Here is a 22,637-nt window from a genome sequence, read left to right as displayed (position 1 = left end):
CTTCGCATTTTTATGACTATCCATCACCTCGTCGTCCAATCCCCCGGCCTGACGGTCGAACACGCCGAACAGATCGCCGCGCTCGCGCAGGCGCAGGGCGTGGCCCGCATCAGCGCCACCGCGGCCCGTCTACTTGACGTGCAGCACGACGATGCCACCCGCGCCGACGTGGTGGCCTGGGCCGAACGCCATGGCGTCGACACCGCCTTCGTGCCCGCCGGCCTGAAGCTGTCGCACTGCAAGGTGCTGGCGATGGACATGGACTCGACGCTCATCAACATCGAGTGCATCGACGAGATCGCCGGCGTGGCCGGCGTCAAGGACAAGGTCTCGGAGATCACCGAGGCCGCGATGCGCGGCGAGATCAAGGACTTCGCTGAAAGCCTGCGCCGCCGCGTGGCGCTGCTCAAGGACGTGCCGGCCGAAGCCCTGGAACAGGTCTACACCGAGAAGCTGCGCCTGAACCCCGGCGCCGAACGGTTGATCACCACCGCCCAGGCGGCCGGCATCAAGGTGCTGCTGGTGTCGGGCGGCTTCACATTCTTTACCGACCGCCTGCGCGAGCGCCTGCGGCTGGACAGCGCCCACGCCAACACGCTGGAGATCGACAACGGCGTGCTGACCGGCCGCGTGCTGGGCGACATCCTGGACGCCGACGCCAAGGCCGTGTACCTGCGCGAGTTCGCCCGCACCCACGGCGCGACCAAGGAGCAGGTCATCGCCATGGGCGACGGCGCCAACGACCTGAAGATGCTGGGCGCCGCGGGCTTCCCGGTGGCCTACCACGCCAAGCCGCTGGTGCGGCAGCAGACGCGCTACGCGCTGAACGTCTCGGGCCTGGACGGCGTGCTGAACTGGTTCGAAGGCTGATCGCCGCACGGCCGCGCCACCCGGGAAAGCCACCGCGAAGGTGGCTTTCCTGTCTGCCAGCGTCGATCAGTAGCGCATTCTCACCGACAGCAGCGCTGCCCTGCCCGCGCCGAGCGCGGCGTGGTTACTCGGTCGGGCCCGCGTGTAGTACGTCTGATCAAACAGGTTCATCACGTTGAGTTGCAGCGACAGTCCCGGGCTGACCTTGTACTTGGCCATCGCATCGAAACGCCAGTACGACGGCACCCAACGCGCCCGCGGCACGCCATTGGCGTCGACGCTTGCATCCGCGTTGCCATAGACTTTGCTGACATAGTAGGCGCCGCCGCCCAGAGTCAGTTCAGGCAGTACCTTGTAGGAAGACCACAGGCTGAACGCGTTGCGCGGCGTGTTCGGCAGGTCCTGGCCCTCGGCGCCAACGTCTCGGCGGCCACCCCGGATCAGCTTGCTGTCCATGAATATATAGCCCCCGTAGACATTCCAGGCCGGCGTGATCGCACCCGAAAAGCCCAGTTCAAATCCGCGCACGCGTGTCTGGCCAACCTGTTCGTACTCGTTCGGCAACACCTCGACGTTGGTGTTCTTGCGCGTATCCTGAAACACCGCGCCCGAGAGCGTCAGGCGTTCGCCGAACAGCTGCCACTTGACGCCCGCTTCCATCGAACGGCTTTTCTCCGGAGCCGCTGCCTCGTCGCGACCTCTCCTCAAGATGTCGGAAGCCGTAGTGCCGGCGACGGCGGACGGGGTCGATGCCGTTCCATAGCTTGCGTAGATCGTGCCTTCCGGCATGGGTTTGTAGACCAGGCCCAACTGGTAGTTCAACAGGTTGTCGGAGCGGCTGTAGTGTTCGGTCACGGAGGGACGGCCGCTGGTGCGATAGTTATCCCAGCGCAGCCCGACGCCGGCCTGCCATTGCTCGTCGAACTTAATGGTATCGAACGCATACAGTGCCGCCGTATCGGTAGCATAGGGCGCCGGCAAACCCCGCGCGGTGCGGCAAGGATAGGGCACGTTCGGATCGGGATTCTGCAACGAGGTGTGTGCCAGTGCGTCCGGGCACGCGGTGAGCCCGTCCGACACCAGGACCTGATCGTTGTTTCTCGCCATGCTTTGTCTGACAGTGCTGTACTCGAAACCCAGGTCGAATGCGTGCTTGACCGCGCCCGTTTGGAACTCGCCGCTCAAGTCGGTCTGGTTGGTGAATGCCTTGGTGACGAAGTATCTGCCATAAGCCGGCCTGTCCACGATTCCGGCAGGCAGGTTCGCGAGCGTGAGGTTGGGTTGGGTGGCGAGGTAATCGGCGGTCTCGTGACCATATCGCGCCACATTGCGCAGTTTGAGCTTGTCGGAAAAATCGTGCTGGAAGTCGACGGTGGCCATGTCATCACGCGTCTTCATGAAATCGCGCCCCGCCAGGCCGTAGAAGTTTTTGCGACTGATCCCGAGGGTCTCCGTGACTGGCAGGCCCACTCGAGGGTCGTAGGGAATCGAGTAATCCGGCATGCTGTCGTTCTGGTAGTGGTAATAGCTGAGCGTGATGCGGGTCGGCGTGCCCATGCCCAGCGTCAGCGACGGCGCCATTCCCCAGCGCTCGAAATTCACCGCCCTGTCGCGGCCCGGTACGTCGCCCTTCGCACCCATGACGTTCAGGCGGAAGGCCGACTTTTCGCCAAGGCGCCAGTTGCTGTCGAGCGTTGCGCGGTAGTTTCTATCGGTGCCGATCTGCCCCATGGCTTCGATGGCATCCTTGGCCTTGGGCGCCTTGCTGACCATGTTGATGCTGCCCCCCGCGCCGCCACGGCCGGCATAGACGGAATCCGGGCCCTTGATGATCTCCACCTGCTCCAGGTTGAAGGTATCGCGCGCCTGCATGCTGACGTCGCGCACGCCATCCAGGAACAGGCTGCTGGCGGCGTTCTGGCCGCGAATGATGGGCAGGTCGCCGCCAGCGCGTCCGCCCTCGCCCGCGGCGAAGGTGATGCCCGGCGAGTTCTGCAGCACGTCCTGCAACGATGTCGCGGACTGGTCGGACATGACCTGCTTGGGCACCACCTGCACCGAACGCGGCGTGTCCAGCAGCGGCGCGGTCATCTTGGAGGACTGGACGCTGTCGGGCTGGTAGGGCGAGCTTTCGCCTTCCACCTGCACCGGCGCCAGCTGCGGAACGTGGCCGGCGCCCGATTGCGCCATTGCATAAGGACTGATGAACAGCGCGGGTACCGCCACCGCGGCGGCCAGCGATCCGGCCAATGAATTCAGCGCGTACGAATCTTCGAGTTTCAAGATGAGGCTCTCCTGGACGGGAATGGAAACCATTCCTGTTTATGACAGCCTGCGATTCTGTACGTGAAAGTTGATCGGGTTCGGCCACGCCAGTGAAATCGGACGCGATAACGCAACGATGCCGTGACTTGATGGCGTTTGGCCACAGAATCCGCAATCGGCGATGACGCGACCTCAAAACAAAACGCCCCTTGCGGGGCGTTTATGCGGTGCGTGGGGCGGCCGGTTCAGGTCCGCAGGCGCGGATGCCGCTTGAACAGATAGCGGTACACGAACCCGGGATAGGCCAGCACCAGGTACAGGCTCAAGGTGATGGCGTAGAACTCCCAGGTCTGCGCGAAGCGGTTGCCCAGCGCGGACTCGAACGTGAAGCCCAGGGCGCCCACGATCAGGTAGAACACCAGCACTTCGACCAGGCGCATCCAGAACGGCTTGACGGCTTCGGCCCCGCCCTGCTTCCACGGCAGCACGGCGAACACGCGCTCCGTCAGGAAGGGCAGGTTCGCGCTGACCAGGGCCAGCGCGATCAGGAGCCATACCGCCAGGGTCTGGTTCATGGCCCGCTTCGCTTACAGGCTAAGCGAGCTGCGGATGGCCTGCACGCACAGGGCCATCAGGCCGCCCGGCAACAGGCCCAGCACCAGAATCAGCAGGCCGTTGACCGACAGCACGCCGCGCTGGCCGCAGGTGGCCGCCATCGGGGCGGCATCGGCCGCCGGCTCGTCGAAGTACACGACCTTGACCACGCGCAGGTAGTAGAACGCGCCGATCAGCGAGAACACCACCGCGACCACCGCCAGCGTGACGTGGCCGGCGCTGACCAGCGCCTGCAGCACCGCCAGCTTGGCGTAGAAGCCCACCAGCGGCGGGATGCCGGCCAGCGAGAACATCAGCAGCAGCACGATGGCGGCATGCCACGGGCTGCGGCGGTTCAGGCCCTTCAGGTCGTCGATGTGCTCGCACTCGAAACCCTGGCGCGACAGCAGCAGCACGATGCCGAAGCTGGCCAGCGTGGTCAGCACGTAGGTCAGCATGTAGAACAGCGACGCGCCGTAGGCGGACGAGGCCAGTTCCGGTTTGCCGACCACCGAGCCCGACATCAGGCCCAGCAGCACGAAGCCCATGTGCGAGATGGTCGAGTAGGCCAGCATGCGCTTGAAGTTGGTCTGCGCGATGGCGGTCAGGTTGCCGATGGCCAGCGACAGCACCGCCAGGATCATCAGCATCGGCTGCCAGTCGGCCGCCAGGCCGTGCAGGCCGTCAACCAGCAGGCGCAGCGTGATGGCGAAGGCCGCCAGCTTGGGCGCGCCGCCCAGGATCAGCGTGACCGCGGTCGGCGAACCCTGGTAGACGTCCGGCACCCACATGTGGAACGGCACGGCGCCGAGCTTGAACGCCAGGCCCGAAACCAGGAACACAATGCCGAACACCAGGGCCAGCTTCTCGGCCTTGCCGGCGGCGATGACCTTGGAGACTTCGGCCAGGTCCAGGTGACCGGTGGCGCCGTAGACCATCGACATGCCGTACAGCAGGAAGCCCGAGGCCAGCGCGCCCAGCACGAAGTACTTCATGGCGGCTTCGGTGGCGACGACGTTGTCGCGACGCAGCGCGATCAGCGCGTACAGCGCCAGCGACATCAGTTCCAGGCCCAGGTAGATCGAGATCAGGTTGCCCGACGAGATCATCACCATCTGGCCCAGCAGGGCGAACAGCGTCAGCACGTACAGTTCGCCGCCGCGCATCATGTCGCGCAGCTGGGCGTAGACGCGGCCGTAGACCAGCGTGACCGCCACCGCGATGTACGAGGCAATCTTGAGTAGGTGCGACAGCTCGTCGGTGACGTACAGGCCGTTGAAGGTCGAACCCGTGACGCCGTTCTTCCACTGCAGCGCCGACACCACGGTCAGCACGCCCAGCGCCAGCATGGTCAGCAGGAACGTCGGCTTGCGCTCGGGGTGATTGCTGACCGCGTCGACGAGCAGGATAGCCAGGCCGAAAACCAGCAGGAGGATTTCCGGTGTCGCCAGGGCGAAATCGATTTGGGATTGCATCATTGTCTTGTCTTACAGTTTCGAGACGGCAACGTGTTGCAGCAGGGCCTCGACCGACACGTGCATCACGTCGGTGAAGGGCTTGGGATAGATCCCCATGTACAGCACGGCGATCGCCATCACGCCAAGAATCACGAATTCGCGGCGGTTGATATCGGTCAGCTCGCGCACATGATCATTGGCGATATCGCCCAGGACCACGCGCTTGACCATCCACAGCGAATACGAAGCGCCCAGGATCAGCGCGGTGGCCGCCAGCAGGCCGATCCAGAAGTTGTGCTCGACCGCGCCCATGATCACCATGAACTCGCCGACGAAACCGCTGGTGGCCGGCAGGCCGCTGTTGGCCATCGAGAACAGGATGAAGAACGTGGCGAAGCGCGGCATCACGTTGACCACGCCGCCGTAGTCGGCGATGCGGCGCGAGTGCATGCGGTCGTAGAGCACGCCGATACACATGAACATGGCGCCCGAGACGAAGCCGTGGGAGATCATCTGCACGATGGCGCCTTCGACGCCGGCCGTGTTGAAGATGAAGAAACCCAGGGTGACGAAGCCCATGTGGGCGACCGACGAATAGGCCACCAGCTTCTTCATGTCGTCCTGCACGATCGCCACCAGGCCGATGTAGATCACGGCGATCAGCGACAGCGTGATCATCAGGCCGGCCAGGCTGTGCGAGGCGTCGGGCGCGATCGGCAGCGAGAAGCGCAGGAAACCGTAGGCGCCCAGCTTCAGCATGATCGCGGCCAGCACGATGGAGCCGCCCGTGGGCGCCTCGACGTGGGCGTCCGGCAGCCAGGTGTGCACCGGCCACATCGGCACCTTGACGGCGAAGGCCGCCAGCAGCGCCACGAAGATCAGGATCTGCGGGGTGTAGCCCAGCTTGGTCTGCTGCCAGGTCAGGATGTCGAACGAACCGCCCGAGGCGTTCCACAGGTAGACGAAGGCCACCAGCGTCAGCAGCGAGCCCATCAGGGTGTAGAGGAAGAACTTGAAGGCCGCGTACACCCGGTTCGGTCCGCCCCAGACGCCGATGATGATGTACATCGGGATCAGCGTGGCTTCGAAGAACACGTAGAACAGCATGCCGTCCAGCGCGCAGAACACGCCCACCATCAGACCCGACAGGATCAGGAAGGCGGCCATGTACTGCGACACGCGGCTGGTGATGACTTCCCAGCCGGCCAGCACCACGATGATGGTGATGAACGCGGTCAGGAGCACGAACCACAGCGAAATGCCGTCCACGCCCAGGTGGTAGTTGACGTTGAAGGCTTCGATCCAGGAGGTCTTCTCGACGAACTGCATGGCAGCCGTCTTGGAGTCGAACCCGGTGTACAGCGGGATCGTGACGAGGAAGCCGGCGATCGAGCCGACCAGCGACAGGCCGCGCGTCAGACCGGGACGGTCGTCACGGCCCACCGCCAGCACCAGCAGGCCGAATACGATCGGGACAAAGATCGCAAGCGTGAGCCAGGGGAAAGTGTTGGATGCCATCTCGCTTGCCATCATTGGGGAATCAGCACAAAGAAAGTCACCAGCGCCATGATGCCGATGATCATCGCGAACGCGTAGTGATAGATGAAGCCGGACTGCAGGTGGCGGCTGATCGCCGACACCCAGCCCACCACGCGCGCGCTGCCGTTGATCAGCAGGCCGTCGATGATGCCGCGGTCGCCGGTCTGCCACAGGCCACGGCCCAGGCAGCGCAGGCCGCGGGCGATGATCTGCTCGTTGACCCAGTCGACGTAGTACTTGTTCTCAAGCACCTTGTTCACGCCCGACAGGCTCGACTTGATCGCGGCCGGGACCTTCGGGTTGATCAGGTAGCAGTACCAGGCGATGACCGCGCCGGCCACGACCAGCCAGAACGGCAGGGTCTGGAAGGCGTGCAGGCCGAAGGCGACCCAGCCGTGCCATTCTTCGTGCAGTTCGTGCATGGCCGGATGCTGCGGCAGCACCGTGATCACGCCGTTGAAGAACTTGCCGAACAGCATCGGATCCACCGCCCAGGCGCCGATCAGCACCGACGGGATCGCCAGCAGGATCAGCGGCAGGGTCACGACCCAGGGCGACTCGTGCGGCTTGCCGCCGTGGTGGCCGTGGCCATGGTCGTCGTGACCGTGGTCGTCATGGCCGTGCGCGTCGTGGCCGTGGCCATGGCCGTGGTCGCTGGTGTCGAAGCGTTCCTTGCCATGGAAGACCAGGAAGTACACGCGGAACGAGTACAGCGAGGTCACGAACACGCCGATCAGCGTGGCGTAGTAGGCGAAGCTGGCGCCCCAGACGTGGGCGGCGCCGGCGGCCTCGATGATGTGTTCCTTCGAGTAGAAACCCGAGAAGAACGGCGTGCCGACCAGGGCCAGCGTGCCCAGGAGGAAGGTGATCCAGGTGATGGGCATGTACTTGCGCAGGCCGCCCATGTTGCGGATGTCCTGGTCGTGATGCATGCCGATGATGACCGAGCCCGCGCCCAGGAACAGCAGCGCCTTGAAGAACGCGTGCGTCATCAGGTGGAAGATCGCCACCGAGTAGGCCGAGGCGCCCAGCGCGACGGTCATGTAGCCCAGCTGCGACAGCGTCGAATACGCCACCACGCGCTTGATGTCGTTCTGGATGATGCCCAGGATGCCCAGGAACAGCGCGCCGATGGCGCCGATCACGATGATGAACGACAGCGCGGTGTCCGACAGCTCGAACAGCGGCGAGAAGCGCGCGACCATGAAGATGCCGGCCGTCACCATGGTGGCGGCGTGGATCAGCGCGGAGATCGGCGTCGGGCCTTCCATCGAGTCGGGCAGCCAGGCGTGCAGGGGAACCTGCGCCGACTTGCCCATGGCGCCGATGAACAGGCAGATGCAGGCCACGGTCAGCAGCATCCAGTCCGAACCGGGCAGCGTCAGCTTGGACAGCTTGTCGGCCTGGGCGAACACTTCACCGTAGTGCATGGTGCCGGCATAGGCGAACAGCAGGCCGATGCCGAGGACGAAACCGAAGTCGCCGACGCGGTTGATCAGGAACGCCTTCATGTTGGCGAAGATCGCGGTCGGGCGGGTGTACCAGAAACCGATCAGCAGGTACGAGACCAGGCCCACCGCTTCCCAGCCGAAGAACAGCTGCACCATGTTGTTCGACATCACCAGCATCAGCATGGAGAACGTGAACAGCGAGATGTACGAGAAGAAGCGCTGGTAGCCGGGATCGTCGGCCATGTAGCCGATGGTGTAGATGTGCACCATCAGCGACACCGAGGTCACCACGACCATCATCATGGCCGACAGCGGGTCGATCAGGAAGCCGATTTCCAGCTTGGTCTGGCCGATCAGGCTCCAGGTATAGACGGCGCCATCAAAGCGCAGGCCGTTGAGCACGTCGCCCAGCACCACCACCGAACCGATGGCGGAGATGAGCACGCCCAGGATGGTGATGACGTGCGAGGCGCGGCGGCCGATCGGACGGCCCAGGAACCCGGTGCCGAAAAGGCCCGCGAGGATTGCTCCGGCCAGCGGCGCCAGCGCGATGAGCAGGTAGAGATTGGGTGAGCTAGACATTTTCTTCCAATACCCCGTCAGCCCTTCAGGCGATCGAGTTCGTCAACGTTGATCGTGTTCAGGTTGCGGAACAGCAGCACCAGGATGGCCAGGCCGATCGCCGCTTCAGCGGCGGCCACGGTCAGGATGAAGAACACGAACACCTGGCCGGCGGTGTCGCCGAACCAGCTGGAGAACGCCACGAAGTTCATGTTGACGGCCAGGAGCACCAGCTCGATGGACATCAGCAGGATGATCAGGTTGCGGCGGTTCAGGAAGATGCCGAAGATCCCGATGGCGAACAGGATCGCCCCCAGGATCAGATAATGGGCCAGCGTCAGCGTCATTGTTTTTCTCCTTGGGGCGCGGCGGTGCCGTTCTGGGCCTGGGCGCGCTCGCTCTGGGCGGGCATGCTCACCATGCGGAAGCGGTCCTTGGCGCGCACGCGAACCGCGGCGACCGGGTCGTTGTACTTCACGTCGCGGCGGCGGCGCAGGGTCAGCGCGATGGCGGCGACCATGCCGACCAGCAGCAGCGCGGCGCCGACTTCGATGGCGTAGATGTAGTGCGTGTACATCGCTTCACCGAGCGCGCGAGCATTGTTGTAGTCGCCGGCGACCGGGGCTTGCGGGCCCGAGCCGTACCAGGTCGACCCCAGCACGAAGGCCATTTCCAGCACCATCACCAGGCCGATCACCAGGCCCAGCGGCAGGTAGGTCTTCATGCCCTGGCGCAGGGCATCCATGCGGATGTCCAGCATCATGACGACGAACAGGAACAGCACCATCACGGCGCCCACGTACACCAGCACCAGCAGCAGCGCGAGGAACTCGGCGCCCAGCAGCATCCACAGCATGGCCGCGTTGGCGAACGCCAGGATCAGGTGCAGGACGGCGGTGACCGGGCTGCGCGCGGTGATCACGCGGAACGCCGCGATCACCAGCACGGCGGCCAGTATGTAAAACAGGACAGTGGTAAAAGTCATGGATCAGGACCCTGGGCTCAACGGTAGGGAGCGTCTTCGGCCCGGCGGCGGGCGATTTCGGCTTCGTAGCGGTCGCCCACGGCGAGCAGCATGTCTTTGGTGAAATACAGGTCGCCGCGCTTTTCGCCGTGGTATTCGTGGATGTGCGTTTCCACGATCGAGTCCACGGGGCAGCTTTCCTCACAGAAGCCGCAGAAAATGCACTTGGTCAGGTCGATGTCGTAGCGCGTGGTGCGGCGGGTGCCGTCGTCACGCTGGTCCGACTCGATGGTGATGGCCAGCGCGGGGCACACGGCTTCACACAGTTTGCACGCGATGCAGCGCTCTTCCCCATTGGGGTAGCGCCGCAGCGCGTGCAGGCCGCGGAAACGCGCCGAGGTCGGCGTCTTTTCCTGCGGGTAGCGCAAGGTGACCTTGCGCTTGAAGAAATACTTGCCCGTCAGGCGCATGCCCTTGAGCAGTTCGGCCAGCATCAAGCTGCCGAAGAAATCTTTGATCGCTTCCATATCCTGCCTCTGCCTGGCGGCTTAGCGCCAAATGTTCCAGGGCGTCTGCATCCAGATCGCCACAACGACCAGCCAAACGCCGGTCAGCGGGATGAAGATCTTCCAGCCCAAACGCATGATCTGGTCGTAGCGGTAACGCGGGAACGACGCACGGAACCACACGAACAACGAAACCACGACGAACGTCTTGAGACCGAGCCAGATCCAACCCGGGATCCAGGTCAGCGGCGCGATGTCGATCGGCGAAGCCCAGCCGCCCAGGAACATGATCGACGCCATGCACGACAGCAGGATCATGTTGGCGTATTCGCCCAGGAAGAACAGCGCGAAGGCCATGCCCGAGTATTCGACCATGTGGCCGGCCACGATTTCCGATTCGCCTTCCACCACGTCGAACGGGTGGCGGTTGGTTTCGGCGACGGCCGAGATCACGTAGATCACGAACAGCGGCAAGAGCGGCAGCCAGTTCCAGGACAGGAACGTCAGGCCCTTGTCGGCGAACCAGCCGCGGTTCTGCACATGCACGATCTCGGACATGTTCAGGCTGCCGGACACCAACAGCACCGTCACCAGCACGAAGCCGATGGCCAGTTCATACGACAGCATCTGGGCCGAGGCGCGCAGCGCGCCCAGGAACGCGTACTTCGAGTTCGAGGCCCAGCCGGCGACGATCACGCCGTACACGCCGATCGACGTGATGGCCATGATGTACAGCAGGCCGGCGTTGACGTTGGCCAGGACCACGTCGGGACCGAACGGCACCACCGCCCAGGCGGCCAGCGCCGGCATCAGCGTGACCACGGGGGCCACGATGAACAGCACCTTGTTGGCCTGGCTGGGGACCACGACTTCCTTGGTCAGCAGCTTGAACACGTCGGCGAACGGCTGCAGCAGCCCCTTGAAACCGACGCGGTTCGGACCCATGCGCACGTGCATGGCGCCGATCATCTTGCGCTCCCAGTACGTCAGGTAGGCGACGCACAGGATGATGGGCACGGCGATGACCACGATCTTGATGATCGTCCAGAGAACCATCCAGACCGTCGGACCGAGCAATGCCGTTCCGTGGCTTTCAAGAACATTGAGCCATTCCATCAGGCACGCTCCACGCTGAGTTGACCAAATGCGCCACCCAGGGCTGCGGTATTTTCAAAGGCTGCGGCGATGCGCACGGCGCGATCGGCCACGGCGTCGTCCTGCACGGTTTCGAGCTCGACAGCGCCCTGCCCGCCCGTCACGCGCACCTTGACGCCGGCGGTCAGGCCGAGGCTGGTCAGCGTGTTGCCGTTCATGCGCGCGGCGGGCAGCTTCGAGGCCGGCGCGGCCTGCAGCGGCTCCGAGCGGCGCACCATGGCGTCGGTACGGTAGATCGGCACGTCGGCGACGCGCTCCAGCCCGGTCAGGGGCTGGCCCAGGCCCAACGGGGCCTTGATGTCGTTGGACAGGCGGCCTTCGACGCCGCCGGCCAGCGCGGCATCGCGCACGGACTCGGAGGTTTCGTCATCGAAGCCGGCCAGGTGCAAGACGTTGCCCAGCACGCGCAGGACCTTCCAGGCCGGACGGGTCTGGCCGAACGGCGCGACCGTGCCCTTGAAGCTCTGGGCCAGGCCCTGGGCGTTGACGAACGTGCCCGAGGTTTCGGTGAACGGCGCCACCGGCAGCATGACGTCGGCCCATTCGGCGGCGGCCGAACGGTAAGGCGTCAGGGCCACGGCGAATTGCGCGCCGCGCAGCGCGGCGATGGCTTGCTGGCCATTGTCGGCATCCAGCAGCGGCTCGGCGTGCAGCACCACGTAGGCCTTGAGCGGCTCGGCCAGCATGGCGGCGGCGTTCTTGCCGCCCTTGCCCGGGATGGCGCCGGCCAGGTAACCGCCGACGGTGTTGCCGCCGGAGGTCAGGAAACCGAACTTGCCTCCCGCCAGGTCGGCCACGGCGCGGCCGTTGGCGGCCAGGGTCGAGGCCTGGGCGCTGGCCACGGCCAGGTTGCCCATCAGCACGGCGGTGTTGGCGCCCGACGCCAGGCTGGCGGCGATGATCTTGGCGTTCTCGCCCGGGGTGACCGAGGCGAACTCGGCCGGCACCGCGGCTTGCTTGGCTTGCGCCAGGGCCACGGCCACTTCGGCCAGGGCGCGCGGCAGCTCGGACGGGGCCACGGTGAGGCGGCCGGCGACCGGCATCAGGGGATCGTCGGCGGCGCTATCGACCATCAGGATCTGCGTGCCGCGCTTGGCGGCCTGGCGCAGGCGCTGGGCCATCAGCGGGTGGTCCTTGCGCAGGAACGAGCCGACCACCAGGACGCGGTCCAGGTTGTCGAGTTCGGCGATCGGCATGCCCAGCCACGGCGCGCCGGTCAGCGCGGCGTCGAAGGCCGGGTCGGTCTGGCGCAGGCGGAAATCGATGTTCTCGGAACCCAGCGCGCGGACCAGGCGGCCCAGCAGCGCGTATTCCTCGGTGGTGGCGTATTCGGACGCCAGGGCGCCGATCTGGCCGGCGCCGAAGCTGTCACGCACGCGCGACAGGCCTTGGGCCACGGCGGCCAGGGCGTCGGCCCAGGAGGCTTCCTGCCACTTGCCGTCGGCGCCCTTGATCATCGGGGCGGACAGGCGGTCTTCGCTGTTCAGGCCTTCGCACGAGAAGCGGTCGCGGTCGCTGATCCAGCATTCGTTGATGGCTTCGTCTTCGAACGGCACCACGCGCATGACGCGGTCGCCCTTGACCTGGACCACCAGGTTGGCGCCCAGGCTGTCGTGCGGGCTGACCGAACGGCGACGGGCCAGTTCCCAGGTGCGGGCGCTGTAGCGGAAGGGCTTGGAGGTCAGCGCGCCCACCGGACAGATGTCGATCATGTTGCCCGAGAGCTCGGACTCGATCGAGCGGCCCACGAACGAGGTGATCTCGGAGTGCTCGCCACGGCCCAGCATGCCCAGTTCCATGACGCCGGCGATTTCCTGGCCGAAGCGCACGCAGCGGGTGCAGTGGATGCAGCGGCTCATTTCCTCGGCGGAAACCAGCGGGCCCAGGTCCTTGTGGAACACCACGCGCTTTTCTTCCTGGTAACGCGAGGAAGAGCCGCCGTAGCCCACGGCCAGGTCCTGCAGCTGGCATTCGCCGCCCTGATCGCAGATCGGGCAGTCGAGCGGGTGATTGATGAGCAAGAATTCCATCACCGACTTCTGAGCGGCGCGAGCCTTCTCGGAGCAGGTGTGCACGACCATGCCGTTCGTCACGGGGGTGGCGCAAGCGGGCAGCGCCTTGGGCGCCTTTTCCACTTCGACCAGGCACATGCGGCAGTTGGCCGCGATGGACAGTTTCTTGTGGTAGCAGAAATGCGGCACGTAAAGCCCGACTTTCTGGGCCGCATGCATCACCATGCTGCCCTCGGGCACTTCTACCGTATTGCCGTCGACGGTTAGTTCAACCATTGCTGTTCCTGAGACCTACAGATATTGCGGAACCACACACGACTTGTGCTCGATGTGGTGCGCGAATTCGTCGCGAAAATGCTTGAGGAAGCCACGCACGGGCATGGCGGCGGCGTCACCCAGGGCGCAGATGGTGCGGCCCATGATGTTGCCGGCCACGTTGTCCAGCATGTCCAGATCTTCCGGACGGCCGTGGCCGTTTTCGATGCGATGCACCATGCGGTACAGCCAGCCGGTGCCTTCGCGGCACGGCGTGCACTGGCCGCAGCTTTCCTCGAAATAGAAATACGACAGGCGCAGCAGCGACTTGACCATGCAGCGCGTCTCGTCCATGACGATCACCGCGCCCGAACCCAGCATGGAACCCGCCTTGGCGATGGCGTCGTAGTCCATCGTGGTTTCCATCATGATGTCGGCCGGCAGCACCGGGGCGCTCGAACCGCCGGGGATCACGGCCTTGAGCTTCTTGCCGCCGCGCATGCCGCCCGCCAGTTCCAGCAGGGTCGAGAACGGGGTGCCCAGCGGGATCTCGTAGTTGCCGGGACGCTCGACGTCGCCGGTGATCGAGAACAGCTTGGTGCCGCCGTTGTTGGGCTTGCCGACTTCGAGGTAGGCCTGGCCGCTGTTGCGGATGATCCAGGGCACCGCCGCAAAGGTTTCGGTGTTGTTGATGGTGGTGGGCTTGCCATACAGGCCGAAGCTGGCCGGGAACGGCGGCTTGAAGCGCGGCTGGCCCTTCTTGCCTTCCAGCGATTCCAGCAGCGCGGTTTCCTCGCCACAGATGTAGGCGCCGTAGCCGTGGAACGCGTGCAGCTGGAAGTTGAATTCCGAACCCAGGATCTTGTCGCCCAGGAAGCCGGCGGCGCGCGCCTCTTCCAGGGCCTCTTCGAAGCGCTCGTAGACTTCGAAGATTTCACCGTGGATGTAGTTGTAGCCGACGCTGATGCCCATCGCGTAGGCGGCGATCGCCATGCCTTCGATCACGATGTGCGGATTGAAGCGCAGGATGTCGCGATCCTTGAACGTGCCGGGTTCGCCTTCGTCCGAGTTGCAGACGAGGTACTTCTGGCCCGGGAAGGCGCGCGGCATGAAGCTCCACTTCAGGCCGGTCGGGAAGCCCGCGCCGCCGCGGCCGCGCAGACCCGACGCCTTGACTTCGGCGATGACGTCTTCCGGCTTCATGCCGGTGGTGAGGATCTTGCGCAGGGCTTCGTAGCCGCCGCGCTTGACGTAGTCGGCCAGGCGCCAGTTGGCGCCGTCGACGTCGGCCATGATCTGCGGCTTGATGTGGCGGCCGTGCAGGCACATCGAGTTGGACAGGTCGTTCAGCGGATTGGGCTCCAGGCCCTGCGCGAACTGCTTGTAGATGTCGGGCGCGTTCATGCCGACTCTCCTTGCGCCTTGAGGGCCGCGACCAGCGCGTCCAGCTTCTCTTCGGTCATGCGCACGCACATATGCTTGTTGTTCACGATCAGCACGGGGGAATCGCCGCAGGCGCCCATGCACTCGCCCTCGACCAGGGTGAACTGGCCGTCAGCGGTGGTTTCGCGGTAGTCCACGCCCAGCTTGCGCTTGAGGTAGTCGCCGGCGCGTTCGCCGTCGCGCAAGGCACAGGGCAGGTTGGTGCAGACCGCGATCTTGGTCTTGCCGACGGGCTTGACGTCGAACATGTTGTAGAAGGTGGCGACTTCCTGGACCGCGATGGGCGGGACGCCGATGTAGTTGGCCACATCTTCAATGATGTCGGTAGCCAACCAGCCCTTCTCTTCCTGCGCGATGGCAAGAGAGGCCATGATGGCGGACTGCCGCTGGTCGGCCGGGAACTTGGCGAGTTCTCGGTCGATTTTCTGGTAGGCCTGTTCGGAAAGCAGCATAGTTTGAATCCGGGTTATGCGGGCGTGCTCGTGACGGTTCTGGGCGGATCAGCGATCGATCTCGCCGAAAACGATGTCCTGCGTACCAATGATGGTGACGGCGTCGGCGATCATGTGACCGCGCGACATTTCGTCCAGCGATTGCAGGTGGGCGAAGCCGGGGGCCCGAATCTTCAGGCGGTACGGCTTGTTGGCTCCGTCCGACACCAGGTAGATGCCGAACTCGCCCTTGGGGTGCTCCACCGAGGCGAACGCTTCACCCGGGGGCACGTGGAAACCTTCGGTGAAGAGCTTGAAGTGATGGATCAGCTCTTCCATGTTGGTCTTCATGGCGGTGCGCTTGGGCGGGGCGATCTTGTGGTTCTCGATCATGACCGGGCCCGGGTTGTTGCGCAGCCATTCCACGCACTGGCGGATGATGCGGTTGCTCTCGCGCATTTCGGCGATGCGGACCAGGTAGCGGTCGTAGCAGTCGCCGTTGACGCCGACGGGGATGTCGAAATCGAGCAGGTCGTAGACTTCGTAGGGCTGCATCTTGCGCAGGTCCCAGGCCACGCCCGAGCCACGCAGCATCGGGCCGGTGAAACCCAGCGCCTTGGCGCGGTCGGGATCGACCACGCCGATGCCGACCAGGCGCTGCTTCCAGATGCGGTTGTCGGTGAGCAGGGTTTCGTACTCGTCGACGCAGGCGGGGAAGCGGTTGGTGAAGTCTTCGATGAAGTCCAGCAGCGAGCCCGAACGCGCGTCGTTCATGGCGCGCACTTCCTTCTCGCCGCGATACTTGCTGGTGTCGCCGTACTGCGGCATGGTGTCCGGCAGGTCGCGGTAGACGCCGCCCGGACGATAGTAGGCCGCGTGCATGCGGGCGCCCGAGACCGCTTCATAGCAGTCCATCAGGTCTTCGCGTTCACGGAAGGCGTACAGGAACACGGCCATGGCGCCCACGTCGAGCGCGTGCGAACCCAGCGACATCAGGTGGTTCAGGAGGCGCGTGATCTCGTCGAACATGACGCGGATGTATTGCGCGCGCAGCGGGGCTTCGACGCCCAGCAGCTTCTCGATGGCCATGACGTAGGCGTGCTCGTTGCACATCATGGACACGTAGTCCAGGCGGTCCATGTAGGGCAGCGCCTGGATGTAGGTCTTGTGCTCGGCCAGCTTTTCAGTGGCGCGGTGCAGCAGGCCGATGTGCGGGTCGGCGCGCTGGATGACTTCGCCGTCCAGCTCGAGCACCAGGCGCAGCACGCCGTGGGCGGCCGGGTGCTGCGGGCCGAAGTTGAGCGTGTAGTTCTTGATTTCTGCCATGATTCAACGTCCCAAGCCGTAGGTGTCTTCGCGCACCACGCGCGGCGTGATCTCGCGCGGGTCGATCGTGACGGGCTGGTAAATGACGCGCTTCTGTTCCGGGTCGTAGCGCATTTCGACGGTGCCGGAGAGCGGGAAGTCCTTGCGGAACGGGTGGCCGATAAAGCCGTAGTCGGTCAGGATGCGGCGCAGGTCCGGGTGACCTTCGAAGACGATGCCGTACAGGTCGAACGCCTCGCGCTCGAACCAGCCCACGGCCGGCCAGCATTCCATCAGCGAGGCGACCATCGGGAACTCGTCGTCCGGCGCCCAGGTGCGCACGCGCAGGCGCCAGTTGTTCTCGACCGACAGCAGGTGCGCGACCACGGCGAAACGCGCGCGGTGCACCTTGGCGTTGGTTTCCTCGGGCAGCTGGCGCGTGCCGTTGCCCCAGGTGAGGTAGTCGACGCCACAGAGGTCGATACAGATTTCGAAGCGCAGGCCGGCTTCGGTGCGCAGCTTGTTGCAGACGGAGAACCACTGCTCCGCGGGCACTTCGAGCGTCAGCTCGCCCAGCGCCTCGGTCAGCGCGATGTCCGCGCCGAGGGTGGTCTGCAAATTGTTTTTCAGGGTTTCGAGCCTGGTCATCATCTTGTACGCTTAGGTGAACCGATACGCTGTTTCGCGGGGTCCTGCGGCGGCGTTTGCGGCGGCCGCGGACCGGAGCGCAAACTCAGCGCGCAATCGTGTTGGTCAGACGGATCTTGTTCTGCATCTGCAGCAAGCCGTAGACCAGCGCCTCGGCCGTGGGCGGGCAGCCCGGCACGTAGACGTCTACCGGTACGATGCGATCGCAGCCGCGCACCACGGAATACGAGTAGTGGTAGTAACCGCCACCGTTGGCACAGGAGCCCATCGACACCACCCAACGCGGTTCGGGCATCTGGTCGTAGACCTTGCGCAGCGCCGGCGCCATCTTGTTGCACAGCGTGCCGGCGACGATCATCAGGTCGGACTGACGCGGGCTGGGGCGGAAGATGATGCCGAACTGGTCCAGGTCGTAGCGGGCCGCGCCCGCGTGCATCATCTCGACCGCGCAACAGGCCAGGCCGAAGGTCATGGGCCACATGGAGCCGGTTTTCGCCCAGTTAAGGAACTTATCGGCGCTGGTTGTGATGAACCCTTGCTTGAGAATGCCGTCTATAGCCATATTCGTCTCTGATAGCGTGCGGTGATGAAATAACCCGGCGGGTCATTCCCAGTCCAGCGCGCCCTTTTTCCATTCGTAGATGAAGCCGACGGTCAACACGGCGAGGAAAACCATGACCGTCCAGAAACCGACGAGCCCGACCGTGCCTTGGGCGATGGCCCACGGGAACAGGAACGCGATTTCCAGGTCGAAAAGAATGAACAGAATCGCCACCAGGTAGTAGCGCACGTCAAACTTCATGCGCGCGTCTTCGAACGCTTCGAAGCCGCACTCATAAGGGGATAGCTTCTCGGCGTAGGGACGCCGCGGGCCAAGGAGGGAGCCGGCCGTCAGAAGCGCGAACCCGATAAGGGTGGCCACTACGATAAACAGCAGGACGGGGAAATACTGTTGCAGGTTCATTCAGGCGTCCGTCAAATGCGCAAACGTTAGGATTGTAGCATTCGCGCGGTTACTTCCGGCTGAACTCTGTAGCGTGAACAGCGGGTGAAAGACTGCATTTCTCTGGTGGAACAATCGCAGTCTTTGACGGGGAATGGGCAGCTTACCGCAACCACGCATCAAGCATGCAAGCCAGGCGCAAAAACGCCCACACAGCGGCCATGCCCGCCCCGATTGCCACCGCAAGACCATGCAATAAACCGCGCGGAGAACCCGCCACGGACATCGCCGGACAAGCACGCCTGACATGGCGACCAATTTCCCAGCATCAAGAAAACAGACACATCCCAAATAAAAAAAGCCACCCCTGAGGGTGGCTTATATGAGCGGGCCGAGGCCCGCCCATGCACTGCGTAAATCTAGGCAGGACTTGCGCCCTGCTTTCGATTAGAAGCGGTGACGGATGCCCAGGCCGACGGCGGTCGACTTCAGACCGTCGATGAAGGCGTAGTTCTTGGCGTACGAACCGTAGGCGTACAGGTTGGTACGCTTGGACAGGTCGTAGGTGTAGCCCAGGTTGAACACGTTCATCGTGGCGTCGTCGCCGGTCAGCTTGTCGTTCGACGCGCTGACACGCTGCCACGAACCGAACAGGCTCGAAGCGCCGCCGATCGGGGCCGACAGGCCGACCAGGTACGAGTTGGCCTTGAAGCCATCAGCGAAGGCGTTGGTGCCGAAGCCGACGGTGCCGGCCGAGGTCTTGACGTCTTGGCTACCGAACCAGCCGTCGGTCGTGCGAGCGTAGGCCAGAGCCAGCTTCACGACTTCGAAGTCGTACGAACCGCCGATGGTGTATTGACGCGGGGTGGCGTCAACTTGACCTTGGGTCAGCTTGTTCGAGGCGTTCAGTTGGTCGAACGACAGAGCGACGTTCAGCGGGCCGTTGACGTAACGCAGGCCGGTCGTGATGGCGCGGGTGTTGTCAGCGGTGCGGAAGCCGGTTTGAGCGGTGTTGGTATCGTTGGCGTTGAACGAGTAGCCGACGCCGAACTGGAAGCCGCTGAACGACGGGGTTTGGTACAGGACCATGTTGTCGTAGCGGACGGTGTTCGTGGCGCTCAGGCCCATACCGATGTTAGCCTGGCCGAAACCAGCGCCGAACGGATCGATCGAACCGAAGTACTTCGAGGCGATGTTGGTTTGACGACCGAAGTCCAGTTGACCCCAGCTGTCGCTGGCCAGACCGACGGTGGCTTGACGGCCGAACAGACGACCACCTTGGGCCGACGTGCCGTTACCCGAGTCAAAGCCCGATTCCAGTTGGAAAACAGCGCGCAGGCCGTCACCCAGATCTTCCGAACCACGCAGACCCCAGCGCGAACCGTTCTGGACGCCGTTGATCATGCCGAACTTGCTACCGTTCTGAGCGTCGGTACCACCGCTGATCTTGTTGTAGCCGAGGCCCGTGTCGATGATGCCGTACAGGGTGACAGACGTTTCTGCCTGGGCGACACCGGCGAAACCGGCGAGCAGGGCGGCAGCGAGCAGAGTCTTTTTCATTTAAGAAATCTCCGTTGATTTGAGTGACAAGAGCAGCAATCCAGCAAACCAGCCTGCCGCCCCCCTAACTCCGCGAAGGGAAGTTGACGCTATTGCATCAAAAATCAGGGGGGCTGGCTATGGTCGACACCAGAAAAGTGCAGGTTTGCGACAGCCATGTTGGGATATTGCAACATCAGACCAACTCCCCATAGGGCTAACCCTGCGTTTTGCGAATGACCACGTATCCATGCGACTTTCAGCCCTGGCCCTAATAATTGAAGGGATGGCGCCGGGTTTCTTTCATATGCCTTTCCAGACTGAATAACCTCCTCGACGGGGCTGCTCCCGAGCCTGTCCGGACGCCCTTCCCCACGTTGACCCGGTCAGCATGGATAACGTTGTTATTTAAATAAAGCAGCGATATTATTTCGCAACATAGTCACTCATTTGCTTCCCTGGCCATGGTCACCGTCACTCCTCGCAGCGACCGCAACGAACGCCTGAGCGCGCTGCGCCGGCAGATGATCCTGGACGCCGCCCAGCGGGTATTCGAGCGCGACGGGCTGGAAAAAACCACGCTGCGCGCCATCGCCAAGGAGGCCGGCTGCACCACCGGCGCGATCTACCCCTGGTTCGCGGGCAAGGAGGCGCTGTACGGCGCCTTGCTGGACGAATCGCTGCAGCGCCTGCACACCCACCTGCTGGGCGCGACCTCTGGCGGCGCCCCCGAGTCGGCCGCGCGCCAGGCCATCCTGGCCTTTTTCGGCTACTACGCCGAGCGCCGCACCGATTTCTCGCTGGGGCTGTACCTGTTCCAGGGGCTGGGGCCGCGCGGGCTGGGGCGCGACATGGACGAGCGGCTCAACGGCCGGCTGCGGCAGTGCGTCGACGTGCTCGGCCAGGCCCTGGTCCGCGCCAAGTGCTGGACGGCCGAGACCGCGCGGGTCGAGCAAATGAATGTCTTCACCTATCTGATCGGACTGCTGTTGCTGTTGCACACCCGCCGCCTGAAATCCCTGGGCCAGCAGGCCGACGTCCTGTTGGATCACTACTGCCACGCGCTGGAACAACGATGACCGCCACGACCCTGCCCTGCGCCGACACCGACGCGCCGCTGATCAGCCTGGCCGATTTCCGGCAGTTGCTGGCCGAGCAGCATCCGTTTTCGCTACTGCTGGGAATCGAAGTGGAGCGCATCGGCCGCGGCACCGCGCTGGCCGTGCTGCCCGCCCGCGACAGCCACCAGCGGCTCGGCGGCATCGTCGCCGGCCCGATGCTGATGGGGCTGGCCGACCTGGCCATGTACGCGGCCGTGGTCGGCGCCACCGGCCAGGCCCACGCGGTGACCGCCAGCCTGACCATCAACTTCCTGCGCAAGAGCCCGGCCGGCGCGATCCACGCCGAGGCGCGGCTGCTCAAGGTGGGCCGCCTGTCCGCGGGCGAGGTCACCCTGACCGCCGCGGGTTCGGATGAGCCGCTGGCCCATATCGTCAGCACCTGGTCGGTGCCGAAGCCATGAGCCTGCGCATCAGCATCGTCGGCATGGGCCGCACCGGCACCCAGGCGGCGCGGCGGCTGCTCGCGGCCGAGCCGGACATCGCCCTGACGGTCTACGACATCGACCCGGACCGTTGCGAGGACTTCCGCGGCAGCGCCACCCTGGCAACCTCGGCGCGCGAAGCGCTGGCGGAGTCCGACACCATCGTGCTGGCCCTGCCGCGCGAACGCGAAATCGACCGGACCCTTGAGCGCTTCAGCGACGGCGAGGTCACCGCGCCGGTGGCGGGCAAGCTGATCGTCGACCTGGAGCCGCCGCCGCCCGAGCGGGCGCGCCGGCTGGACCAGGCGATCGCCACCGCCGGCGGACGCTACGCCTGCGCGCCGCTGCGGCCAACGGCCGGCGCCGGGCCGGATGCGCGGCTATTGAATGCCCTGATCGCGCCGCGCTGAGCCGCCCAGGCGTTCGGCCGCGACCACGCACAGCGCCAGCCAGACGAAACTGATGGCGAAGCCCGCCACCACGTCACTGGCGAAATGCACCTGCAGCAGGACGCGGCTCAGGCCGATCGCCATCACCAGCGCCGCCGCCAGGGCCACGCCGGGCAAGCGCCACGAGGCCGGCGCCAGGCGCCAGGCCAGGTAGCAGGCGGCGCCGTAGACCGCCATCGCGGCCGACGCGTGGCCGCTGGGAAAGCTCCAGCCCAGCGCGGTGACGAAACCATGGTCGTGCTCGGGCCGCACGCGCTCGAAGGCGTACTTGAGCAGACGGTTGAGCAGGCCGCCGCCCGCGGTGGCGGCCGCGCAGAAGGCCGCCAGCCCCCATTGGCGCCGGGCCAGCAGCGTGGCGGTCATCAGCACCGCGATCACGGCCAGGAAGTCGCGGTCGCCCAATGTGGTGAACCAGGACAGCAGCCACAACAGGGAATCGCCCATCGACATGCTGAGGGCGCTGGCCAGGGCGCTGTCGAACTCGACCACCCTCCCCGGGCGCGTCACGGCGGCGGCCAGCGCCAGGAACAGCGCGCCAGCCAGGATCATGCTCCCGGCCACGCCGGCCAGGCGCCAGGCCGGCTTGGCGCGCGCGCAGGCGCGCGCCAGGGCCACCGCCAGCGCCGCCGCGCACAGCGGCAACAACAGGAACAGCGGCAGCGCATGGGAAGCAACCCAGGCCGCGCAGGCGTCGGTCATCGCGCGGG

General features: G+C 64.8%; 22 protein-coding genes. 4 read left to right on the top strand and 18 right to left on the bottom strand.

The genetic code is table 11. The features are described from left to right. Positions 1 to 12: 12 nt before the first annotated feature. Positions 13 to 870, top strand: a complete 858-nt coding sequence (gene serB, locus AruCF_RS03820) for a phosphoserine phosphatase SerB (protein WP_049072061.1) — start codon at positions 13 to 15, stop codon at positions 868 to 870. 66 nt (positions 871 to 936) lie between these two features. Here the strand turns inward: serB and AruCF_RS03815 are convergent, their stop codons facing one another. The 17 genes from AruCF_RS03815 to AruCF_RS03735 form a co-directional block, all read right to left on the bottom strand. Next, on the bottom strand, positions 937 to 3,186 hold the full coding sequence (locus AruCF_RS03815; protein WP_049072058.1) for a TonB-dependent receptor: 2,250 nt from the start codon (positions 3,184 to 3,186) through the stop codon (positions 937 to 939). A gap of 194 nt (positions 3,187 to 3,380) precedes the next feature. Continuing rightward, positions 3,381 to 3,710 carry a DUF2818 family protein gene (locus AruCF_RS03810; protein ID WP_049072056.1) on the bottom strand — a complete coding sequence of 110 codons (330 nt, stop codon included), beginning with the start codon at positions 3,708 to 3,710 and terminating at the stop codon, positions 3,381 to 3,383. A 12-nt stretch (positions 3,711 to 3,722) separates the two neighbouring features. Beyond that, entirely contained in the window at positions 3,723 to 5,207 is a 1,485-nt protein-coding gene (gene nuoN / locus AruCF_RS03805) for an NADH-quinone oxidoreductase subunit NuoN (protein ID WP_049072054.1), read from the bottom strand. A gap of 9 nt (positions 5,208 to 5,216) precedes the next feature. Continuing rightward, positions 5,217 to 6,719: an NADH-quinone oxidoreductase subunit M gene (locus AruCF_RS03800; protein ID WP_049072051.1), complete on the bottom strand. Its 1,503-nt coding sequence runs from the start codon at positions 6,717 to 6,719 to the stop codon at positions 5,217 to 5,219. After that, complete coding sequence (gene nuoL / locus AruCF_RS03795; RefSeq protein ID WP_049072048.1) at positions 6,716 to 8,758, bottom strand: NADH-quinone oxidoreductase subunit L; 2,043 nt, start codon at positions 8,756 to 8,758, stop codon at positions 6,716 to 6,718. Before nuoL ends, AruCF_RS03800 begins: the two co-directional genes overlap by 4 nt. Before the next feature lie 17 nt (positions 8,759 to 8,775). Beyond that, a complete protein-coding gene (nuoK, locus tag AruCF_RS03790) occupies positions 8,776 to 9,084 on the bottom strand; it encodes an NADH-quinone oxidoreductase subunit NuoK (protein ID WP_006217969.1) in 309 nt (102 codons plus the stop codon). Further along, positions 9,081 to 9,722 carry an NADH-quinone oxidoreductase subunit J gene (locus tag AruCF_RS03785; protein WP_049072046.1) on the bottom strand — a complete coding sequence of 214 codons (642 nt, stop codon included), beginning with the start codon at positions 9,720 to 9,722 and terminating at the stop codon, positions 9,081 to 9,083. The genes nuoK and AruCF_RS03785 overlap by 4 nt, the downstream gene beginning before the upstream one ends. Positions 9,723 to 9,739: 17 nt before the next feature. Next, entirely contained in the window at positions 9,740 to 10,228 is a 489-nt protein-coding gene (nuoI, locus tag AruCF_RS03780) for an NADH-quinone oxidoreductase subunit NuoI (RefSeq protein ID WP_006389216.1), read from the bottom strand. Positions 10,229 to 10,249: 21 nt separating this feature from the next. Continuing rightward, positions 10,250 to 11,323: an NADH-quinone oxidoreductase subunit NuoH gene (gene nuoH, locus AruCF_RS03775; protein WP_049072044.1), complete on the bottom strand. Its 1,074-nt coding sequence runs from the start codon at positions 11,321 to 11,323 to the stop codon at positions 10,250 to 10,252. After that, on the bottom strand, positions 11,323 to 13,650 hold the full coding sequence (gene nuoG, locus AruCF_RS03770; protein WP_049072042.1) for an NADH-quinone oxidoreductase subunit NuoG: 2,328 nt from the start codon (positions 13,648 to 13,650) through the stop codon (positions 11,323 to 11,325). The genes nuoH and nuoG overlap by 1 nt, the downstream gene beginning before the upstream one ends. Before the next feature lie 15 nt (positions 13,651 to 13,665). Then, the gene (nuoF, locus tag AruCF_RS03765) at positions 13,666 to 15,033 is read right to left on the bottom strand and encodes an NADH-quinone oxidoreductase subunit NuoF (RefSeq protein ID WP_006393405.1); all 1,368 of its coding nucleotides are present in this window, start codon (positions 15,031 to 15,033) and stop codon (positions 13,666 to 13,668) included. Further along, positions 15,030 to 15,524, bottom strand: a complete 495-nt coding sequence (nuoE, locus tag AruCF_RS03760; protein ID WP_006389212.1) for an NADH-quinone oxidoreductase subunit NuoE — start codon at positions 15,522 to 15,524, stop codon at positions 15,030 to 15,032. Before nuoE ends, nuoF begins: the two co-directional genes overlap by 4 nt. 48 nt (positions 15,525 to 15,572) lie before the next feature. Then, positions 15,573 to 16,829, bottom strand: coding sequence for an NADH-quinone oxidoreductase subunit D (locus AruCF_RS03755; protein WP_049072040.1), 1,257 nt, complete (start codon positions 16,827 to 16,829; stop codon positions 15,573 to 15,575). Positions 16,830 to 16,832: 3 nt separating this feature from the next. Beyond that, positions 16,833 to 17,459 (bottom strand): NADH-quinone oxidoreductase subunit C, encoded by a 627-nt coding sequence (locus AruCF_RS03750; RefSeq protein ID WP_049072038.1) that lies wholly within the window; start codon positions 17,457 to 17,459, stop codon positions 16,833 to 16,835. Positions 17,460 to 17,541: 82 nt separating this feature from the next. Next, positions 17,542 to 18,018 (bottom strand): NuoB/complex I 20 kDa subunit family protein, encoded by a 477-nt coding sequence (locus AruCF_RS03745; RefSeq protein ID WP_006217960.1) that lies wholly within the window; start codon positions 18,016 to 18,018, stop codon positions 17,542 to 17,544. A gap of 42 nt (positions 18,019 to 18,060) precedes the next feature. Further along, the gene (locus AruCF_RS03740; RefSeq protein WP_006217959.1) at positions 18,061 to 18,420 is read right to left on the bottom strand and encodes an NADH-quinone oxidoreductase subunit A; all 360 of its coding nucleotides are present in this window, start codon (positions 18,418 to 18,420) and stop codon (positions 18,061 to 18,063) included. A 426-nt stretch (positions 18,421 to 18,846) separates the two neighbouring features. After that, positions 18,847 to 19,959: a porin gene (locus AruCF_RS03735; RefSeq protein ID WP_049072036.1), complete on the bottom strand. Its 1,113-nt coding sequence runs from the start codon at positions 19,957 to 19,959 to the stop codon at positions 18,847 to 18,849. Between the two features lie 443 nt (positions 19,960 to 20,402). Here AruCF_RS03735 and AruCF_RS03730 point away from each other — a divergent pair, with 443 nt between their 5' ends. From AruCF_RS03730 to AruCF_RS03720, 3 genes are read left to right on the top strand one after another with little or no spacing between them, the layout of a single operon-like run. Then, a complete protein-coding gene (locus AruCF_RS03730; protein ID WP_049072034.1) occupies positions 20,403 to 21,017 on the top strand; it encodes a TetR/AcrR family transcriptional regulator in 615 nt (204 codons plus the stop codon). Next, positions 21,014 to 21,460 carry a PaaI family thioesterase gene (locus AruCF_RS03725; RefSeq protein ID WP_049072032.1) on the top strand — a complete coding sequence of 149 codons (447 nt, stop codon included), beginning with the start codon at positions 21,014 to 21,016 and terminating at the stop codon, positions 21,458 to 21,460. The genes AruCF_RS03730 and AruCF_RS03725 overlap by 4 nt, the downstream gene beginning before the upstream one ends. Then, complete coding sequence (locus AruCF_RS03720; RefSeq protein WP_049072030.1) at positions 21,457 to 21,891, top strand: NAD(P)-binding domain-containing protein; 435 nt, start codon at positions 21,457 to 21,459, stop codon at positions 21,889 to 21,891. The genes AruCF_RS03725 and AruCF_RS03720 overlap by 4 nt, the downstream gene beginning before the upstream one ends. On the opposite strand, the gene AruCF_RS03715 is transcribed toward AruCF_RS03720, so the two are convergent. After that, positions 21,862 to 22,629: a phosphatase PAP2 family protein gene (locus AruCF_RS03715; protein ID WP_049072028.1), complete on the bottom strand. Its 768-nt coding sequence runs from the start codon at positions 22,627 to 22,629 to the stop codon at positions 21,862 to 21,864. The two genes, AruCF_RS03720 and AruCF_RS03715, sit on opposite strands and share 30 nt — an antisense overlap. Positions 22,630 to 22,637: the final 8 nt, after the last annotated feature.

It is taken from the genome of Achromobacter ruhlandii, assembly GCF_002082135.1.
In the GTDB taxonomy this organism is placed as follows: domain Bacteria; phylum Pseudomonadota; class Gammaproteobacteria; order Burkholderiales; family Burkholderiaceae_B; genus Achromobacter; species Achromobacter ruhlandii.
Note: the sequence above shows the minus strand (reverse complement) of the source record. Positions and strands in the feature narration are given on the sequence as shown.

Coding starts and splice junctions, on each gene's coding strand:
- nuoE (WP_006389212.1), bottom strand. CDS start 15,524: ATGCTGCTTTCCGAACAGGCCTACCAGAAAATCGACCGAGAACTCGCC.
- AruCF_RS03725 (WP_049072032.1), top strand. CDS start 21,014: ATGACCGCCACGACCCTGCCCTGCGCCGACACCGACGCGCCGCTGATC.
- AruCF_RS03750 (WP_049072038.1), bottom strand. CDS start 17,459: ATGATGACCAGGCTCGAAACCCTGAAAAACAATTTGCAGACCACCCTC.
- nuoG (WP_049072042.1), bottom strand. CDS start 13,650: ATGGTTGAACTAACCGTCGACGGCAATACGGTAGAAGTGCCCGAGGGC.
- AruCF_RS03800 (WP_049072051.1), bottom strand. CDS start 6,719: ATGATGGCAAGCGAGATGGCATCCAACACTTTCCCCTGGCTCACGCTT.
- AruCF_RS03730 (WP_049072034.1), top strand. CDS start 20,403: ATGGTCACCGTCACTCCTCGCAGCGACCGCAACGAACGCCTGAGCGCG.
- nuoH (WP_049072044.1), bottom strand. CDS start 11,323: ATGGAATGGCTCAATGTTCTTGAAAGCCACGGAACGGCATTGCTCGGT.
- nuoL (WP_049072048.1), bottom strand. CDS start 8,758: ATGTCTAGCTCACCCAATCTCTACCTGCTCATCGCGCTGGCGCCGCTG.
- AruCF_RS03810 (WP_049072056.1), bottom strand. CDS start 3,710: ATGAACCAGACCCTGGCGGTATGGCTCCTGATCGCGCTGGCCCTGGTC.
- AruCF_RS03815 (WP_049072058.1), bottom strand. CDS start 3,186: ATGGTTTCCATTCCCGTCCAGGAGAGCCTCATCTTGAAACTCGAAGAT.
- nuoN (WP_049072054.1), bottom strand. CDS start 5,207: ATGATGCAATCCCAAATCGATTTCGCCCTGGCGACACCGGAAATCCTC.
- AruCF_RS03720 (WP_049072030.1), top strand. CDS start 21,457: ATGAGCCTGCGCATCAGCATCGTCGGCATGGGCCGCACCGGCACCCAG.
- AruCF_RS03735 (WP_049072036.1), bottom strand. CDS start 19,959: ATGAAAAAGACTCTGCTCGCTGCCGCCCTGCTCGCCGGTTTCGCCGGT.
- AruCF_RS03715 (WP_049072028.1), bottom strand. CDS start 22,629: ATGACCGACGCCTGCGCGGCCTGGGTTGCTTCCCATGCGCTGCCGCTG.
- nuoK (WP_006217969.1), bottom strand. CDS start 9,084: ATGACGCTGACGCTGGCCCATTATCTGATCCTGGGGGCGATCCTGTTC.
- nuoF (WP_006393405.1), bottom strand. CDS start 15,033: ATGAACGCGCCCGACATCTACAAGCAGTTCGCGCAGGGCCTGGAGCCC.
- nuoI (WP_006389216.1), bottom strand. CDS start 10,228: ATGGAAGCGATCAAAGATTTCTTCGGCAGCTTGATGCTGGCCGAACTG.
- AruCF_RS03745 (WP_006217960.1), bottom strand. CDS start 18,018: ATGGCTATAGACGGCATTCTCAAGCAAGGGTTCATCACAACCAGCGCC.
- serB (WP_049072061.1), top strand. CDS start 13: ATGACTATCCATCACCTCGTCGTCCAATCCCCCGGCCTGACGGTCGAA.
- AruCF_RS03740 (WP_006217959.1), bottom strand. CDS start 18,420: ATGAACCTGCAACAGTATTTCCCCGTCCTGCTGTTTATCGTAGTGGCC.
- AruCF_RS03785 (WP_049072046.1), bottom strand. CDS start 9,722: ATGACTTTTACCACTGTCCTGTTTTACATACTGGCCGCCGTGCTGGTG.
- AruCF_RS03755 (WP_049072040.1), bottom strand. CDS start 16,829: ATGGCAGAAATCAAGAACTACACGCTCAACTTCGGCCCGCAGCACCCG.